The 19,176-nt window shown below is 40.9% G+C and carries 16 protein-coding genes and 1 riboswitch; of the genes, 7 read left to right on the top strand and 9 right to left on the bottom strand.

The features are described 5' to 3' along the window. The first annotated feature begins 43 nt into the window (after positions 1–43). Positions 44–607 carry a DUF4199 domain-containing protein gene (locus MTO98_RS16750; protein WP_243487763.1) on the top strand — a complete coding sequence of 188 codons (564 nt, stop codon included), beginning with the start codon at positions 44–46 and terminating at the stop codon, positions 605–607. A gap of 186 nt (positions 608–793) precedes the next feature. On the opposite strand, the gene rseP is transcribed toward MTO98_RS16750, so the two are convergent. The 6 genes from rseP to MTO98_RS16720 all read right to left on the bottom strand — a co-directional run bounded on the left by rseP (position 794) and on the right by MTO98_RS16720 (position 7,649). Next, a complete protein-coding gene (gene rseP / locus MTO98_RS16745) occupies positions 794–2,128 on the bottom strand; it encodes an RIP metalloprotease RseP (protein ID WP_243487762.1) in 1,335 nt (444 codons plus the stop codon). A gap of 19 nt (positions 2,129–2,147) precedes the next feature. Beyond that, the gene (locus tag MTO98_RS16740) at positions 2,148–3,335 is read right to left on the bottom strand and encodes a 1-deoxy-D-xylulose-5-phosphate reductoisomerase (protein ID WP_243487761.1); all 1,188 of its coding nucleotides are present in this window, start codon (positions 3,333–3,335) and stop codon (positions 2,148–2,150) included. A 6-nt stretch (positions 3,336–3,341) separates the two neighbouring features. Continuing rightward, a complete protein-coding gene (locus tag MTO98_RS16735) occupies positions 3,342–4,841 on the bottom strand; it encodes a GH3 auxin-responsive promoter family protein (protein WP_243487760.1) in 1,500 nt (499 codons plus the stop codon). A gap of 2 nt (positions 4,842–4,843) precedes the next feature. Next, complete coding sequence (locus MTO98_RS16730) at positions 4,844–5,620, bottom strand: glycerophosphoryl diester phosphodiesterase membrane domain-containing protein (protein WP_243487759.1); 777 nt, start codon at positions 5,618–5,620, stop codon at positions 4,844–4,846. Between the two features lie 5 nt (positions 5,621–5,625). Then, entirely contained in the window at positions 5,626–6,594 is a 969-nt protein-coding gene (locus MTO98_RS16725) for a glycosyltransferase family 2 protein (protein ID WP_243487758.1), read from the bottom strand. 104 nt (positions 6,595–6,698) lie between these two features. Beyond that, entirely contained in the window at positions 6,699–7,649 is a 951-nt protein-coding gene (locus tag MTO98_RS16720) for a glycosyltransferase family 2 protein (protein ID WP_243487757.1), read from the bottom strand. Positions 7,650–7,918: 269 nt separating this feature from the next. Here MTO98_RS16720 and MTO98_RS16715 point away from each other — a divergent pair, with 269 nt between their 5' ends. From MTO98_RS16715 to rplT, 5 genes are all read left to right on the top strand, one after another. Then, complete coding sequence (locus tag MTO98_RS16715; protein ID WP_243487756.1) at positions 7,919–10,522, top strand: M1 family metallopeptidase; 2,604 nt, start codon at positions 7,919–7,921, stop codon at positions 10,520–10,522. 234 nt (positions 10,523–10,756) lie between these two features. Then, the gene (gene thrS / locus MTO98_RS16710; RefSeq protein ID WP_121225221.1) at positions 10,757–12,682 is read left to right on the top strand and encodes a threonine--tRNA ligase; all 1,926 of its coding nucleotides are present in this window, start codon (positions 10,757–10,759) and stop codon (positions 12,680–12,682) included. Between the two features lies 1 nt (position 12,683). Then, a complete protein-coding gene (infC, locus tag MTO98_RS16705) occupies positions 12,684–13,250 on the top strand; it encodes a translation initiation factor IF-3 (protein WP_090525629.1) in 567 nt (188 codons plus the stop codon). Positions 13,251–13,341: 91 nt separating this feature from the next. Then, on the top strand, positions 13,342–13,542 hold the full coding sequence (rpmI, locus tag MTO98_RS16700) for a 50S ribosomal protein L35 (RefSeq protein WP_090525627.1): 201 nt from the start codon (positions 13,342–13,344) through the stop codon (positions 13,540–13,542). An 81-nt stretch (positions 13,543–13,623) separates the two neighbouring features. Next, entirely contained in the window at positions 13,624–13,968 is a 345-nt protein-coding gene (gene rplT, locus MTO98_RS16695) for a 50S ribosomal protein L20 (RefSeq protein WP_022829871.1), read from the top strand. A gap of 111 nt (positions 13,969–14,079) precedes the next feature. Here the strand turns inward: rplT and MTO98_RS16690 are convergent, their stop codons facing one another. The 3 genes from MTO98_RS16690 to MTO98_RS16680 all read right to left on the bottom strand — a co-directional run bounded on the left by MTO98_RS16690 (position 14,080) and on the right by MTO98_RS16680 (position 16,745). After that, positions 14,080–14,814, bottom strand: a complete 735-nt coding sequence (locus MTO98_RS16690; RefSeq protein ID WP_243487755.1) for an SRPBCC family protein — start codon at positions 14,812–14,814, stop codon at positions 14,080–14,082. A gap of 65 nt (positions 14,815–14,879) precedes the next feature. After that, positions 14,880–16,136, bottom strand: coding sequence for a serine hydrolase (locus MTO98_RS16685; protein ID WP_243487754.1), 1,257 nt, complete (start codon positions 16,134–16,136; stop codon positions 14,880–14,882). Between the two features lie 18 nt (positions 16,137–16,154). Next, entirely contained in the window at positions 16,155–16,745 is a 591-nt protein-coding gene (locus MTO98_RS16680; protein WP_243487753.1) for a hypothetical protein, read from the bottom strand. A 136-nt stretch (positions 16,746–16,881) separates the two neighbouring features. Beyond that, a riboswitch (cobalamin riboswitch) is annotated at positions 16,882–17,076 on the top strand. Positions 17,077–17,195: 119 nt separating this feature from the next. Here MTO98_RS16680 and MTO98_RS16675 point away from each other — a divergent pair. Continuing rightward, positions 17,196–19,148 (top strand): TonB-dependent siderophore receptor, encoded by a 1,953-nt coding sequence (locus tag MTO98_RS16675; protein WP_243487752.1) that lies wholly within the window; start codon positions 17,196–17,198, stop codon positions 19,146–19,148. The last annotated feature ends 28 nt before the right edge of the window (positions 19,149–19,176 follow it).

The following is a 19,176-nucleotide window of genomic DNA, read 5'->3' as shown; positions in this document are numbered from 1 at the left end:
ATATTATTGGTTAATTTTAACCAAACACTAAATAACCTATATCATGGAAATAAAAAAAGCGAGTCCGTCGCAGCCAGCCCTAAAGTGGGCGTTAATTAACCTCATAACTTCAATAGTTATAACCTACGCATTTCAATTCCTGGATATCGATCCAAATTCATCCCTTAAATATTTGAGCTTTTTGCCTTTTCTTGCGTTTATGTTTCTTGCTCAAAAAGAATATAAAGATCAGCTTGGGGGGTATGTCACTTATGGCGAGGGCTTCCTATCCGGCTTTTTATATGCAATTTTCACAGGAGTATTCATAGCCATATTTACGTATGTATACTATGCCATATTAAGTCCGGAAATGGTTGATAAGATCATCGATGCATCGCAAAAGAAAATGACTGAAGATGGTAAATTAAGCCAGGATCAAATTGACGCAGCGTTAAATATGACCCGTAAATATTTTGCAGCGTTTGCGGTTGTTGGGGTTGTTTTTATGTACGCTATCTTCGGCACAATTGTAAGCCTGATTTCGGCTGCTGTGTTTAAAAACGAGCGTTCGCCGTTTGATACTCCTGATAATTATGAAGCTCCTAAACCGACTGATCCGGCGGTATAAAAAAGAGGCTGAAAGCAGAATGCACAAGGCTAAAAGCTAATACCTTCTGACTGCTACAGCATTCAATTGATTTATGCGAAATTAGTTGATGAATTCTAAATAAAACAAAACAGGCCTTTCAAGTATAGAAAGGCCTGTTTTGTTTTTTATATGATGTGCTTCAGAAGGCTAACTAATCTCTAACCGCTATTTCTTCATCACCAGCTTCACGATATCGTTACCAAAAACAAATACCATTAGGGTAACTAATATTACAAAGCCTACAATTTGTGCACGCTCAAGAAATTTATCGCTCAATGGTTTACCTTTGATCATTTCGATGATCAGGAACACTGCGTGGCCACCGTCAAGTGCCGGAATAGGTAACAGGTTCATCAGTGCTAATACCATTGAAAGGAAGCCTACCAGCGTCCAGAAATGAACCCAGTCAACAGTGCCGCCAAACAGGTTGGCTATCGCTACCGGGCCACTTACTGCTTTGCCAGGATTAACATCACCTTTGAAAATTTTGCCTATGCCTTTGGCATTATCCCTGAAAGTTTCCCAGGCTCTCTCAGCTCCTTTAGGGAAAGCTTCAAAGAAACCATATTTAACCGTTTTAATATCAGGAAAATCAGTTTTTGCACGATAAAATCCTAATTTACCTTCGGGAGTAACCTGTGCTTTAAGGGTAACCAATTCATGATTACGTTTTATGCCCAATTCAACCTGTTTGCCCTTATTCGCAACAAGTTGAGCTTGTAATTCGTCATAAAATATAATTGGATGGTTGTTGGCCATTACAATGCTATCGCCCTTTTTTAAACCGGCTTTTACGGCATTACTGCCTGGTTCTAACGAATCGACAATAAATTTGGCGCGGGGCAGGCGGCTGATAAAGCCTTCTATATCGTGATCGTTCAAATCGTTTAAAATAGTACGCGGAATGCTGATCTGCAAAGTTTGGGTACCTCGCAGTATAGTAAACACGGTATTATCCAGTAACACTTGCGGACTTGTCAGATCGTCAAAGCGCTCAAATGGTTTCCCGTTTATAGCGATAACCTTATCGCCAATTTGAAGGCCTATCTTTTTACCAACTTCGCCCGGTACAATACCATATTTTGCAGCCGAATTAGGGATGTAGCTATCCCCAAAGCGCATAGTTAATACCCAAAATATTAATATACCTAATATAATGTTTACGGTAACACCGCCGAGCATCACAATAAGGCGTTGCCAGGCCGGTTTTGAGCGAAACTCCCATGGTTGCGGCGGGCCGGCCATTTGCTCGGTATCCATCGACTCATCAATCATACCGGCTATTTTAACGTAGCCACCTAATGGCAACCAGCCAATGCCATACTCAACACCTTTATATGTAAATTTAAACAGGCTCACATTCCACGCGTCAAAAAACAGGTAGAATTTTTCTACCTTAATGCCAAACGCTCGTGCCGCCAGGAAATGTCCAAGTTCGTGCAGGATAATTAAAATTGAAAGGCCCAGTATAAGCTGGCCTACCATGATCACTATACTCATTATTTATATCTGTGTAATATTAAAATTGTAATGCCTTTGATGGGCTTTGCTGTATATAATTTTGCGCAAAGATGCGTGTTTCTTTATCAGTATTCAAATAATCAATTAAGGTAGGGTTAGCTATAAAATTTATTTTCTGCATACACTCCTCAATGATGTTGCTCATGGTCAAAAATCCAATTTTACGATCAAGAAACCCTGCAACTGCTATTTCATTTGCCGCATTGATAATACAAGGCATATTACCTCCCTGTCTTAAAGCAGCATATGCTAAGCTTAGATTACGGAAAGTTTCCATGTCCGGTTTTTCAAAAGTGAGATTAGGGTAGTCGGTAAAGCTGAAACGTTTGAAATTAGTTTGTATCCGTTCAGGATAGGTTAGGGCGTACTGTATAGGCAGCTTCATATCCGGCACGCCTAATTGCGCTTTGATAGATCCATCTCTGAACTGTACCAGCGAGTGAATGATAGATTGCGGATGAACTATCACCTCAATTTGATCGGCCTCAACACCAAATAACCATTTGGCTTCAATAACCTCAAGGCCCTTATTCATTAACGAAGCCGAATCAATAGTAATTTTGGCCCCCATTACCCAATTAGGGTGTTTTAGGGCATCTTCGCGGGTAACGTTGGCTAAAAAGTCGAGGCCACGCCCACGGAACGGTCCGCCGGAAGCAGTGATGATCAGTTTTTCTATCGAGCTATAATCTTCACCAACAAGACTTTGGAATATGGCTGAATGCTCTGAATCAACTGGCGAAATGTTAACTTCATGTTGTTTTGCCAAAGTCGTTATGATATCCCCGGCTACAACCAGTGTTTCTTTATTGGCCAGGGCAATATCTTTTCCTGCTTTAATGGCGGCTATAGTCGGCTCCAAACCGGCAAAGCCAACCATGGCAGTCAGCACAACTTCAATTTCGGGATGGGTTATGGTATCAATTATAGCTTGATGCCCGGCAAGTACCTGTATCGGTAAGTACGCTAAAGCTTGCTTAACTTCCTGGTATTTGCTTTGGTCGCAAATAATTACATATTCCGGCACAAACTCGATAGCCTGGCTAATGAGCAAATCGGCATTAGAATGTGCTGTGAGCAAAAATGCTCTGAATAAATTACTGTTCCACCTTATTACATCAAGTGTTTGTGTACCGATGCTGCCTGTTGAGCCAAGAATGGCAATGTTTTTTACCTGATTACTCAATTATCTTTATTTTATAAAACTCTTTAATCCTTCAGCTATCTTCCTGTCGTTTGAAAGCCTCGGTACTTTGTTTTGTCCTCCAAGCTTGCCTTCGGCCCTCATGTAATTGATAAAGGCGTCTTTTTGCAGGCTTTGGATTACCAAAGGTTGTAAAATGTTACCTTCAATCAGGTCAAAATAGTAAATATTTTTATTCTGAAGGGCCTTATCCACTTTTATGGCGAAAGCCTGAAGATCGGAAGGAGGCGTCCCAAACTCAACAAACCATTCGTGGTAAGGAAGTTGGCCTGCCGGTGGGTTAACTTGCGGGGCAACTGTAAACTCAACCACATCAACACCTTCTTCTTTGGCCACACTCATTAATGCATGCTCTACCTCTTCACCTATTACATGTTCGCCAAAGGCAGAGATATAATGCTTGATTCGCCCGGTTACAACGATGCGATATGGATTCTTAGAAACAAATTTAATAGTATCACCTATACTATATCCCCATAAACCGGCACTTGTGTTCATGATGAGGGCATAGTTTTTATCAAGCTCTACATCTTTGATATTGATACGGGTTGGGTTTTCGTTAAAGTATTCTTCGGAAGGAATAAACTCGTAAAAAATCCCTGAATCAACCAAGAGAAGCAGCCCTTTCTCTTTCTGCGAATCCTGGAAAGCAATAAAACCTTCGGATGCCGGATAGGTTTCTATCGAGTCGATTTTGAAACCGATGCTTTCTTCAATGCGACCGCGGTAAGGCTCGTAATTGACCCCACCATAAACGTAAAGTTTAAAGTTCGGGAAAATGTCCTGCACTTTTTTGCCGCCTGCTTTTACCGAAAGCCTGTCAAAATACATCTGGCACCATGGCGGGATACCGCTGATAAGGCGCATATCTTCATTAAAAGTTTCTTCTACAATGGCATCAACCTTTTGTTCCCAATCTTCAACACAATTGGTTTCATAGCTTGGCAACCTGTTTTTTTGAAGGTAAGCAGGAACATGATGGGCAACTATACCTGAAAGCCTGCCTGTTGAGATGCCATGTTTCTCGGCTAAAATAGGGCTGCCTTGTAAAAATATCATCTTGCCATCTACAAAATCGGCCTTGCCCGTTTCGTGGATATAGCTAAGCAACGCGTTACGTGCTGCTTTGATATGCTCAGGCATACTTTCTTTAGAGATAGGGATATATTTTACCCCCGATGTTGTACCCGAAGTTTTAGCCAGGTAAGCGGGCTTGCCTGGCCACAATACGTTTTCCTCACCGTTAACTACGCGGTCGATATAGGCGCGAAGGTCTTCGTAATCATATACAGGTACCAGGCGTTTAAAATCTTCGTAATTGTTGATCTGTTCAAACTGGTGATCTTTACCGAAACTGGTGTTTTTTGCTGCGTGAACCAAGTCAGTAAAAACTTTTTGCTGTAACGAGACAGCGTTTTTACGGACTTTGTTTAGCTCACGGTTAACGAAAGCGGCGAATACCTTACTTAATGCAGATTTAAGTCCCATTTTTAATTGGTTTCAGAAAGATCATCGTCTATATCCCGGTGACTGTAAACCAGTTTACGATAGGTAACCATAATTATCACTTGTGTAAAAGGAAATACAATTACAAACCAAAAATAAAATGCAAGCCTGAAAACCAGTCCTTCTTTATTTTCATCAAACCCAAGCAAGCTTATAAAGGCTATTACAGGAATAAGCACAATGGCCATTATGAATATAATAAAGGCAAATATCCCCAGGGTTTTAAAGAAATTATCTTTAGTGATCTCAAAGCTTTGACGCAGCGATTCGAGGGGTGAGGAATCGTCATCCACAATAAAACAGATACAAAAAATACTGCGTAAGCTAATGTAGAGCACAAGGAGCAGTTCTATTGCCTCAATAAGGCTATCGAAACCAATAGTCCGTTTACCCAAAACATAAAAGAAAACCAACACAGCTACCAAAATCCCTGTTAAAAAGCCTATGATCACAAAGTTTAAGGTCATCTTAAAAGATGGCAGGATATCCTTAAATTCAAATTCGTAATACTCCCTGTCCATTAACGTTAGGATCAGTTTATAAAAACTTAGTCCTATAAAACACTGTACGATCATCTGCAATACCAAAAAAACGAATTGAGTGAGCATATCATCTGAGAAGAAGATGAACGTTTTTAAAAACTCAAGAAACTCATTTACGAATAGTGATATAGCTGAATAAACCACCAACGGCACAAAATTCTTCTTTAAAATATTCCATGCGGTTTTAATGGTCTCCGCTACAGAAAAAGGGTGGTACATATTGCTTATGATCTACTTAAAACTTTCCGCTTCCAAAAATCCTGTATAAATCCTAACCCGTAGGCAATGAGTTGAGTGAAGGCAGCTACAATGCTCAAAAATGCGATTTTTAACGATTTATTTTTCCACCAGGCATGGAAAAATATTAACAATGTGAAAATCAATAGTATAAAATTACCTACAGGCGCTAATACAGAACCAAACAGGTTTAGAATAATAGTAAGGATAACGCCCACTGTAAAGGCAGCCGGAAAAAAATGAACCAGCTTTAACTCCTGCGGAAAAAACTTTGATATGTTGATACGTGCCCTGCCAAAAAAGTGCAGCTGTTTGTAAAACTGGTAAAAACTGGTGCGCCGCTTATGGAAAACAACTGCATCGGGGATGAGCCCAATTTTAAAGCCCAGCGAGTGAATGCGGATGCTGTATTCAATATCCTCACCCAGGCGGGTAATGATAAAACCACCTGCTTTTTCCCAGGCCTGCCTTGATACGCCCATATTAAAGCTGCGCGGATGAAACTGACCTATGCCTTTTTTATTACCGCGGATGCCGCCCGTAGTAAAGGGAGAGGTCATGGAATAACTGATTGCTTTTTGCGTAGGCGTAAAAGAGTCGTGTGCACCATCGGGCCCGCCATAGGCATCAAGATAATTTGCAGCCAGCGAGTTATTTACAATCTCAAGGTAAGTAGGAGGGATCAGACAGTCCGAATCAAAAATTACAAAATAGTCGCCTTTGGCACGCTCAAAACCAAAATTACGGGTAAAGCCCTGGCCTTCGTTCTGCTTTTTAAAATAGCGCAGGTTAAGCTTATCAGTAAAGGTATTTACTATGGCTTCAGCATCATTTACAGAACCATCCTCAATAACCAGCACCTCAAAATCCCTGTACGTTTGCAGGGTCAAGGTTTCCAGCAGTTCTTTGATCTCCTGCGGGCGGTTATATAAAGGGATAATGATGGAAAAAAACATGTTTTGTAGATAGATGTGAGATTTGAGATGTTAGATATGAGACTTCGTGCTTTTGTTGAGTTTTCAAAAAGTCTCAAATCCCATATCTAACATCTCAAATCTAATTAAATTGTTTCCTCAATTTGGTAATGGTTGCGTTCGCTTGCGCTGCGCGATACCAATTCGGCAACAAAGCCGGTTAAAAATAACTGAGAACCTAATATGATTGCCACCAATGCTATATAAAACAGCGGGTTATCGGTTGGTTGCCGTACAGTTATTCCGTGAGCCAGGTTATATAGTTTTTCGCCGATGATCCAAATTGTTATAAAAAAACCTGTAAAAAAGCTCAATGTGCCCAGCAAGCCAAAAAAGTGCATAGGGCGCTTTCCAAATTTACCCACAAAAAATATCGAAAGCAGATCGAGGAAGCCATTGATGAACCTGCTTAAACCAAACTTGGTTTTGCCATATTTACGGGGACGGTGTTCAACAACCTGTTCGCCAATTTTGGTGAAACCTGCCCATTTGGCCAGCACCGGGATATAACGGTGCATTTCGCCATAAATTTCAATGTTTTTAACCACCTCGCCACGGTAGGCTTTTAAACCGCAATTAAAATCATGCAGATTATTTATTCCACTCATTTTACGGGTGGCTGCGTTGAATAGCTTGGTCGGGATAGTTTTACTCAGCGGATCATGCCTTTTGGCTTTCCAGCCAGATACAAGGTCATATTTTTCTTCGGTTATCCGGCGATAAAGTTCAGGGATCTCATCAGGGCTATCTTGCAAATCTGCATCCATGGTGATCACCACGTTACCTTTAGCCGCAATAAAGCCTGTGTTTAAGGCTGCAGATTTACCGTAATTACGCCTGAACTTAATGCCTTTAATAAAAGGATTTCCAGTTTGCAGCTTCCTGATCATTTCCCACGATCCGTCCTTGCTGCCATCGTCAACCAAAATTATTTCGTATGTAAAACGGTTTTCGTCCATCACCCGGCTAATCCATGAGGTTAATTCGGGTAACGATTCTACTTCATCGTAAAGAGGTACTACAACTGATATATCCATTTATCGGGAATGCGATCAACAGCTGTACATGCCGCAAATCATCCGCAAAAATATAAAAAATAGGGAATGGTTTGCAACAGGCTATCAAATCAAATTGCCGCTAAGCGCCACCCAATACTACCCGGAAGGAAGTGCCTTATAAGTTTCCCCTTTCGGCGGGATTTAGAAGTGGCTATTATAAAAAGCACACTTGATACTACGTAACCAAGCAATTACGTTTCAACTCAAATATATTTTAATATCTTTCCCTCACAATTAAAGCACAATTAATGAAATTCTACAAAGCCGCATTATTATTGGTTTTAGGCTTTTATGCCGGTGAAGTAAAATCACAAAATGCAGATCAGGCAGCACCTAAGTATGATCAGCATAAAGTATTTACCCCCATGTTTTACCCTGAAAGAGGGGGCGAGTTCAGATCGGCCAGCGGCGCACCAGGCGCAAAATACTGGCAAAACCGTGCTGATTATAAGCTTGATGTTACGCTTGATACCGTTAAACATAGGATAGAGGGCAGTACTTTAATTACTTACACCAATAACAGTCCGGATGCGTTAGGCTTTTTGTGGCTGCAGGTTGATCAGAATATATACAAGGAAGATTCACGCTCCGAAGCTACAAGCAATGTTTCGGGAGGCAGATTTGTGAATAAATCTTACACCAAGGGGGCCGAAATAAAATCGGTTTATGTCATTAATAAAGGAAAAACGCTGAAAGCCGATTACCTGATTACTGATACCCGGATGCAGATAAAACTCAAAGATTCATTGCGCGCTGCGGGGAGTAAATTACAAATCAAAATTGAATATGCCTTTGATGTTCCGGAATATGGTACCGACAGGATGGGGCGTCAGCATACTAAAAACGGCTGGATCTATGAAATTGCCCAATGGTACCCGCGCATGGAAGTTTATGACGATGTAACCGGATGGAACACGATACCATACCTTGGCGCAAGCGAGTTTTACCTGGAATACGGCAACTTTGATTACACCGTTACTGCCCCTGCAAGTTTAGTTGTAGCAGGATCTGGCGAATTACTTAACCCTGCCGAAGTATTATCACCAACCACAATAAACCGTTTGGCCGAAGCGCGTAAAAGTGATAAAACAGTTACCATTAAGGATTCAACCGACATTTTACGCAATAACGATTATCCGAAAAAGCCAACTCTTACCTGGCATTTCTTTTGCAAAAATGCCCGTGACGTAGCCTGGGCAGCTTCAAAAGCATTTATATGGGATGCAGCAAGGATCAATTTGCCAAGTGGTAAAAAAGCGCTGGCACAATCTGTTTATCCGGTAGAGGCTAAAGGAAACAACTCTTATGGCCGTTCAACCGAATATGTGAAGGCCGCAATTGAATTATACAGCGACAAATGGTTTGAGTACACTTATCCTGTTGCTACTAACGTGGCTGGTATAGTGGGAGGGATGGAATACCCGGGTATTGTGTTCTGCGGTTCAAACAATCAAAACGGAGGTTTATGGGAAGTTACCAATCATGAATTTGGCCACAACTGGTTCCCGATGATTGTAGGCTCAAACGAACGTAAATATGCCTGGATGGATGAGGGCTTTAATACGTTCCTGAATAATGTTGATACCAAGGTATTTAACAAAGGCGAATATTATGAAAAGCCCGATCAGCAAAAAAACGCTGGTTATTTATTTAGCCCCGGTGCCGAGGCTATCATGAATACCCCTGATGTGATACAGGAAGATTTTTTAGCCGTTGCTGCTTATGAAAAACCGGCATTAGGATTAACTATTTTACGCGAACAGATCTTAGGCGAAGAGCGTTTTGATTATGCTTTTAAAACTTACATCAAACGCTGGGCTTTTAAACACCCAACCCCGTGGGATTTTTTCCATACCATGGATAATGCCGCAGGTGAAGACTTGAGCTGGTTTTGGAACGAATGGTTCTTTACAACCTGGAAACTTGATCAGGGCATAAAAGATATTTCGTATCCTGATAATGATGCCTCAAAAGGTGCCATGATCACTATTGTAAACCTGGAGGAAATGGCTTTACCTATCACCATTTCTGTTAAAGAAGAGAACGGAAAGATCGGTACGGTAAAACTTCCGGCTGAGATCTGGCAACGGGGTGATACATGGACGTTTCCCTACAAATCAACCTCTAAAATTGTCTACGCAACTATCGACCCTGATCATACACTGCCTGATGTTAACCGCGAAAATAACTCCTACAGCGGGCTGCCAATACCCCAGGGTACAACTGCGGGTTCTGTTATTAAAGCTTACTTAGATGCAATTGGAGGGGCAGATAAATTAAAGAATGTGCATGACCTGCAAACATCGGCAGTTGGTAATATACAGGGGGCTGATGTTCAGTTGGTAACCAGGTATAAAATGCCTGATAAATACTACCAGGAGGCAATGGTGCCGTCATATAATAATCTGGTTGTATCACATGTTACACTTAATGGCGACAGTATAAAAGCAAGACAGGTTAACAGGGATATGCAGCTTGATGATACAGGTAAAAAAATGATCAAACTCAGAAGCCGCCCGTTTCCTGAACTCGATTACGAGCGGATAAATCAAAACATGGCCTTACAGCCTATATTGCGTGTTGTAAACGGGGACCTTGCTTACGAGATCGATGTTAATATAGGTACCGAAATTCACATCCATAATTACTACAGTCAAAAAACGGGATTGAAGCTTAAGCAAACTATTGAGGGGGCGAATGATCTGTCTGTTGAATTTGGCAACTACGAAGGCATAAATGGAGGAATTAAAATTCCGTTCTCTATAAAAGCTACCCTTGTTGGCCAGCCGATTGAGTTTAAGGTTAAGGAAACCTCGGTTAATTCAAATCCTTCAAACGAAGCCTTTAAATAGGCTTAGTTAGTACAAGCAAAACGGGGTATTCTTGTTTCCAATTTATGCGGAAATAAGAATACCCCGTTTTTGTTTTAAATGCGTCAATTCCTTTATAAATCATCAAATAAAATTTTGAAAATGCTATGATGCTAAATGCTATTTAAAATTCTATTTTTGTACCCACAAAATGAGGGTCACTTTGTAGGTGACCGTTTAAACGTAATTTTATTAAACTTTAAATCATAGTTGTAGATGATTAACATTACACTTCCTGATGGATCCGTTCGTCAGTATGACAAAGGGATCTCTTCGATGCAAATCGCCCAGTCGATTTCCGAAGGTTTAGCCCGTAACGTATTAGCGGCCGAAGTTGACGGCCAGGTTTGGGATGCAAGCCGCCCTATTGAGCAGGACGCCCACGTTAAATTATTAACCTGGAACGATGCTGATGGTAAATCAACTTTCTGGCATTCATCAGCCCACTTAATGGCCGAGGCTTTGGAAGCCCTTTATCCGGGTACTAAATTCGGTATCGGTCCGGCAATTGAAACCGGTTTTTACTACGATGTTGACTTTGGCGACAAGGTTTTATCTTCTGACGAGTTTAAGCAGATAGAAGATAAAATGATCGAACTTGCTAAAACCAAAGAGGAATACATCCGCAAACCGGTTAGCAAGGCTGATGCTATTGAATATTTTACTGAAAAAGGTGACGAGTATAAGCTGGACCTTATTAAGGACCTGCCTGACGGCGCTATCACTTTTTATTCGCAAGGAAATTTTACTGATCTGTGCCGCGGGCCTCACATCCCTAACACAGGTTTTATAAAAGCGGTTAAGTTGATGAGCCTTGCCGGTGCATACTGGCGTGGCGACGAAACACGCAAGCAGTTAACCCGTATATACGGCGTTACTTTCCCCAAAGCAAGTGAGCTTACTGAGTACCTGCACATGATCGAAGAGGCTAAAAAGCGCGATCACCGTAAGTTGGGTAAAGAGTTGGAACTGTTTGCTTTTTCGGAAAAAGTAGGCATGGGTTTGCCATTGTGGCTGCCTAAAGGCACTGCACTGCGCGAGCGTTTAGTAAACTTTTTACAAAAAGCACAGGTTAAAGCCGGATATGAGCAGGTAATTACTCCGCACATCGGTCATAAAAACCTGTATGTAACATCGGGCCACTACGAAAAATACGGTGCCGATTCGTTCCAACCGATAAAAACACCGCAGGAAGGTGAGGAGTTTTTCCTTAAACCGATGAACTGCCCGCATCACTGCGAAATCTATAAAACAAAACCACGTTCGTACAAAGACTTGCCGGTGCGTTTTGCTGAATTTGGTACTGTGTACCGTTATGAGCAAAGCGGTGAGTTGCACGGTTTAACACGGGTACGTGGCTTTACTCAGGATGATGCCCACTTATTTTGCCGTCCGGACCAGGTGAAGGATGAGTTTAAAAAAGTGATTGACCTGGTGCTGTACGTGTTCAAAGCTTTGGGCTTTGAAAATTACACTGCACAGGTGTCGTTACGTGATCCTGAAAACAAGGCAAAATACATCGGTACAGATGAAAACTGGGCTTTAGCCGAAAGTGCGATCATTGAGGCTGCTGCCGAAAAAGGATTGACTACTGTTGTAGAGTTAGGCGAGGCTGCGTTTTACGGCCCTAAGCTTGACTTTATGGTGAAAGATGCCCTTGGCCGTAAATGGCAATTAGGTACTATCCAGGTTGACTACAACCTGCCTGAGCGTTTTGAACTTGAATACACTGGCAGCGATAATCAAAAGCACCGTCCGGTAATGATCCATAGGGCACCATTTGGCTCGATGGAACGCTTTATCGCGGTATTAATTGAGCATTGCGCAGGTAATTTCCCGCTGTGGTTATCACCCGAACAGTTCATTATACTGCCCATATCAGAAAAATATGAAGAATATGCAAAAAAAGTTTCTGATATATTAAAAGATTCCGATATTTGCGGGCTAATCGACTTCAGGGATGAGAAAATAGGCAGAAAGATACGTGATGCTGAAGTCAAAAAAATCCCTTACATGCTGGTTGTGGGTGAAAAAGAAGCTGCCGAAGGGTTGGTTTCTGTACGTAAGCACGGTACCGGTGATTTGGGAAGTATGAGCATAGAAGATTTTAAAGAACAGATAACTAAAGAAATAACAGTATAACTTGGCATTAAACAAACCTTTCAATAGAGGACCAAGGCTTCCTTTTAAGAAAAAAGAAGCCGAACACAACATAAACCAATTCATTAGGGCTCAGGAAGTTCGCCTTGTAGGTGATAACGTTGAGCAGGGAGTTTACTCATTAAGAGATGCCCTTGCCATTGCGCAGGAGCAGGAACTGGATCTGGTTGAAATATCTCCAAACGCCGTACCGCCGGTTTGTAAAGTAACTGACTACAATAAGTTTATTTACGAGCAGAAGAAAAAGCTTAAGGAGATAAAAAGTAATGCCAAGCAAACGGTTATTAAGGAGATCCGTTTCGGACCGAATACTGATGATCATGACTTTGAATTTAAATTAAAGCATGCCATTAAGTTTTTGGAAGCCGGCGAAAAGGTAAGAGCTTACGTACACTTTAAAGGTCGTGCCATTGTTTACAAAGAACAAGGTGAGATTTTGTTGCTTCGCTTTGCCCAGGCATTAGAAGAAGTAGGTAAAGTGGAGCAATTACCTAAGCTTGAAGGAAAAAGGATGTTTTTAACCCTTGCGCCAAAGGCAGCTAAGAAATAATGAAAATGTGCAGATGTGCAAATTAAAAATGTGCAGATGCTAAAAATAAAACGTTGAGAAACGTTAATATCTAACACAAATAAATAGAGTTATGCCAAAAATGAAAACCAATTCCAGTGCTAAAAAGCGCTTCAAGCTTACTGGAACAGGTAAAATCGCAAGAAAAAACGCATACAAAAGCCACATCTTAACCAAGATGTCGACAAAACGTAAGCGTGCCCTTGGTCAAACCAGCTTAGTATCTGATGCCGACATGGGTAACGTAAAACGTATGCTTTGTATCGGAAAGTAATTCACAAATTTTAAAACCAGGTATTAGAGTTTTAAGTCCGGCACACGAGATGCAGGCACTCACTACCAAAAATCAAACAAGATGCCACGTTCAGTTAACGCAGTAGCGTCGAGAAGACGCAGGAAAAGGATCATGAACCTCGCCAAAGGTTATTGGGGTTCACGTAGCAAGGTTTACACCATTGCAAAAAACACAGTTGAAAAAGGTTTACAGTACGCTTACCGTGACCGTAAAACCAAAAAGAGAGAATTCAGGGCTTTATGGATCCAACGTATTAACGCTGGTGCCCGTCAGCACGGAATTTCTTACTCTCAGTTAATGGGTAAATTAGCCGCTAAAGAAATTGGCTTAAACCGTAAGGTATTAGCTGATTTAGCGATGAACAACCCAGATGCTTTCAAAGCAGTTGTTGATGCAGTAAAATAATATCGCATTGTAAATGCAAGAAAAAGGCCGCAATTTGCGGCCTTTTTTGTTTTATCTCCCCGGCTTTTGTGTCCTCACGAAAGCATCGCCTGCCCAATGAAAGGGCTATGATTATTCAATGATGATCACCTCGGTAAATTCATCAGCATCATTATTGATATCCATATACTGTTTAAAGTTCTGGATGTCTTTATCAACCATATTCTTAAATACGGGGTTTAGTATTTTAGCTATACCTGCGCCAACACCACCTGCAGGAGGCTGATAGCTGATCACCACATCAACAATGGTGCCTTGCCCGTCAACGGTATCCTGAAAGCGTACTTTACCGGCGTTATTGATCATGGAATCGGACAGAGAGCTCCAGCCAATCATTTCATTAGGTTCGTCATGAACAATTTCGGCATGCCAGCTAACTGTTGCTACATTTTTCGGCAGCTTTAATACCCAATGTGAATATTTTGAATCGATGACCTCCACGCTTTCCAGGTGCTTCATAAACAGCGGCAGGTTATCCAGCTTGCGCCAAAACTCGTATACTTTTTCCCGCGGTTTGTTTACGATGAACGAGGATCGGATATTTACATTTATGGGATTGGTTGATAGCTTGCCAATGCGTTTATAGAGTTCGCAATGCCCGGTAATGCCACGGTTTAACAGGTAACCACCGGCACCTATTTTTACGATACTTGCAAATGGGTTTTTAAAAATGTTTTTAAAACCAGAGAAGCCGAGTTTCATGCCGCCTGCAATAGAGGTGAAGCGCTCGGGCCAATTCAGGTTTATGCGGTCATCACCATAAAGTACAGGGAAGTTGTCGGTATATTTTACTATTGTAGTTGCCATAGGTTTTTAAATAGTTATCGCTTTTAAAACACCTTTATGGCTACTAAGTTTTTCTGAAGTGAATTTTATTGCTTTTTACTGTAGATAAATTTAAATTTAGTTAAATCGGGCTTGCGATTTTTAGGACGCTTTAATTCATATTGATATATGACTTGGCCAAGGTTTTTCAGGAAAGGCAGGCATACGGTAGCGTATTCATATTTATTATCGTTCAGTATCCCATCCTCATTTGATTGCACAACGGCACTGAGCATAAACTCTACCTTATTTTTGAAATCTACGATATAGGCATTGTCAATATCATAACCATAACTGTCACCAACTTTATTAAAGATCCTTATATCTGGGTTTATAACAGCTGTACTGTCACCTCCATAAAACAAAAACTTACAATAGGCCGGGAAATATCCAGGCCGGTTATAGGTGGGTTTAGTGTTTTCGGTAGGGAAGGTGCTCATGTAACGGTAAATGAAGCGATAGTCATCTATAGTTAAGTTAAAGCGCTGTGTTTTCGGGAAAGTTTCAGGGAACAGCAATCGTTCAAGTACCATTTGTTGATCCGCAAGGGAATAAACATTCTTTTCAGAAAAATCAAGCGGCTTGTTAACCAGGTGGTCGCTGCTATCTAAATAAGCTTTGCCCTGCAGCATATTTTCAAGGTGCATGGGATAGTTCAAAGCATCGTACAAGTCTGGTTTATGGTAAACCAGTTTGTCATCGTCATAAAAATCGATAGGGTTGGTGTGCCTTGTACTTTCACCGGCATCGCCGATAGCTAACCTGCCTACAATCCTGGTATCATTAAGATGGTATTTTTTAAGCTTTTGATTGATCTCCGCCCGCCCCACAAATTCATACAACCGGTTATAGGCATCGTTATCGCTTACCAGCAGGATCTTTTTGATATAGTTTTCGATACTCGGTAAGCCCATAGCGGATGATGTGTCTACTCGGACTTTAGTCTGACCAGCAAATGAGCTGTCGGTAATCATAACCGATTTTCGGTTTAAGCCTTTTGCCTTTAGCTCGTTTAGCTTTTCGAGCGCAAATATGGCTGTAGGAAGCTTTACGGTACTTGCAGGATAAAAATAATGATTAGCGTTAAGGCGATAACTATATGAAGTAAAATGGGGAACGTTGTTTTTGTCCCTGTCTATCCGGGTATATAAGATCTGTATTTCGTTTTGTGTGGGATGATTCAGGATGCCCGAAAATAATTCGGAGTGCTCATGCAGCAAGCCTTTTAAAAGCACCGTATCGATTTGCTGCCCGGAAACCTGTAGAAAGCAAATGACAAATAATATCGTGATACAAATTCTCATTAAGAATAGGCGGACTTATTAGTTCCACTGTTGAAATTCGTGATATTGTAGACTTTTTTCAGTCAACGCTCCTTCAAATTCCTGCACATCCCGATAAGCATCTTCAACAATTGTATCGGTATTATACCATATTTCGTCTGCCGGATAGCAACAAACGCCTTTTGTAAGTTCAGTTAAAACCGCACTTACTAACGCGGAAAATCTTAATTCAAAACTATCACCAGCATGCCATACAAAGGTCACTTCTTTTGTACAGTTTTTCAACTGTTCTTCAAACTCCAAAGGCGCAAACAAAGTTTCTGATGTTTTTTTGCCAAATAATTTTTGGAAGAGGCCCTTCGAGGGAGGTGGATTAAGCTCAGCTTTTTTAGATTTTAAGTTAAAATCATCTATAAATAACTCAAACCCGCTAACGAGTTGCTTGCCCTTTAACACATCAAAACGGGGATTTGTTAAAATGAATTTAAACGGCAAAAAGCCGGATTGCGTGTTGAATGAAAAAGCCGAATGTATTTCAACGACCATGTCGAAATCATTAAGTCGCTTTACAATTTTTGGGATAAGGTCATCGGATAGCGAGTTGGTGTAAACTTGCAGGTCTAAACTCATAAATGTTATTGGTTAATAAAGTCGGCTCAATATCGGTATATTTTTATTTAATGTTATGGTTTATGTAACTCATTGATTTGCAAAAATGAAAATTCATGCTCAACCTAAAGAGCTTGCGTATCTGCCTTAGTTACGTTACTTTTGCAGCGCTTTAGGTTTCATTGAAATTGTTTGATGAATTAAAAGGGAATACGGTGTAAGTCCGTAACTGTCCCGCAGCTGTAAGCTCTGTAACCGTTGCCAAATCTATAGGTCACTTTCTGTAAACAGGAGGGAAGGCCAGGCAAATGGGGAGTAAGTCAGAAGACCTGCCAAGGCATTATATGTTATTCATAGCTTTCGGGGATTGAAGCTTGAATGTGAATGCTCTTCAATTGGCGTGTTTTCATTTATTCATTTCCGTGTATGCTATCCAGGTTGCATTATTATTTTATACATTATCAATCATACATGGAAAAAAAGTACGCTAAAATTACTTTGGGTTTCGGCTTGTTAGCAGTTGGTTTATCGGCCAATGCTGCATATGCCCAGGATACCACACGCACATTAAATACAGTGGTAGTAACTGCAAGTCGTTCGCCTAAAAAGCTGTCAGATATTGGTCGGGTTGTTACTATCATCTCGGCTGATGAGATCAATAAATCCCAAGGTAAATCATTGCCTCAATTACTAAATAATGTTGCAGGCATAACATTTTCAGGAGCAAACAATGCGCCGGGCATCAGTACCTCGGTTTTCCTGCGTGGAGCATCATCGGGCAATACCCTTATCCTTGTTGATGGCTTCCCGGTAAATAATGCATCCGGCATCGACGGCAGTTATGATCTCAATGCCTTTTCGGTAGATTTGATAGATCATATTGAGATTTTAAAAGGAAGCGGTTCAACACTGTATGGTTCTGACGCTGTAGCCGGTGTTATCAATATAATCACCAAAAAGGCTAAAAAAGAAGGATTGACCGGTGGTTTGCAGTTAATGGGCGGCAGCTATAATACGTTTAAAGAATCGGCTTCATTAATTGGGCAGGTAAAAAATACAGGTGTAGCCATTAACCTGTCAAATACCGATTCGAAAGGTTTTGCAGCGGCTACAGATACCACAGGCAAAGGCGGTTTTAAGAAAGATGGATTTCATCAACGCTCTGCCAGTGTAAACCTAAGCCAAAACATATCGTCTAAGTTTATCCTGAATGGAAATTTGCAGGTAAGCCATAACACTGGCGATCTGCCTTACGGTGCTTTTACCAATGACAATGATTACACCTATAAAAATACCTTCTTATTTGGCGGTGTAGGTGCAAAATTGATCTTGCCTAAAGGTAACCTTAATGTAAACCTGTCTCAAAATACAGTTCAGAACGATTTTAATAACCTGTCTTCTGATAATGACGGCACCCACCAGGTTACGAAAAATACAGGCCGTATAACCAATGCCGAAGCCGTGTTTTATTATGAGCTGAATAAGTATTTGGATATCACCAGCGGCGCGGGCTTTAAATACAGCAACACAAGCCAGTATAGCTTATTTGAATCAACAGCTTATCCGGGCCAGCCGAGCATTATCAAAGCTGGTGATGCTGCCAATAACATCTTCAGCGCATACACATCGTTGTTTTTTAAATATGATATCTTCCATATGGAGTTAGGCGGCAGGTATAATAATCATAGCAAATACGGTGATAAATTTACCTATACTATAAACCCGTCATTGTACCTTGCCGATCAGTTTAAGATCTTCGGTACTGTAGCTTCGGCATTCAGGTCGCCTTCGTTATACCAGTTGTTTTCGCAATATGGCAATCCTAAATTAAATCCGGAGATCACGACATCGTATGAAGCAGGTTTCGACTGGGAAATTGTCAGGAACGAACTTTCATTTAATACACAGTTTTTTAAGCGTAATACAAAAGATGTGATCTACTTTTTCTCTGAGTCGCAGCCACCTTATGATTCCTTTTATAAAAACGGGCAGGAGCAAAAAGACAAAGGCTTTGAAACCGAGTTGAAATATCACGCCAACAAAATACATGCATCTGCATACTACGCATATGTAACCGGTAAACTTACTGACGAAACAGGCTTGCAAACAAACAACCTATACCGCAGGCCTAAAAGTACTTTTGGTGCTAACGTAAACTATGAGGTTTTAGCTAATTTGCAGTTTGGCGTTAATTACAAATATACAGGCAGCCGTACCGATCAGGATTTTTCAACCTATCCGTCAAAAGTGATTATGTTGAAACACTACAACCTGGTTGACCTGCACCTTGAATACAAAGCCACCAAACAATTGAATGTTTTTGGCGACCTGAACAACGTTTTGGATACTAAGTACGTAGACTGGTTAGGATACAACACACGCGGTATCAACTTCATGCTTGGTGCGCGGTATCAGTTCAATTAGTAATTTTTATTGTTCAGATATTATTAAG

It is taken from the genome of Mucilaginibacter sp. SMC90, from assembly GCF_022811725.1.
GTDB lineage: Bacteria > Bacteroidota > Bacteroidia > Sphingobacteriales > Sphingobacteriaceae > Mucilaginibacter.
This window is presented reverse-complemented; position numbering and strand designations above follow the sequence as displayed.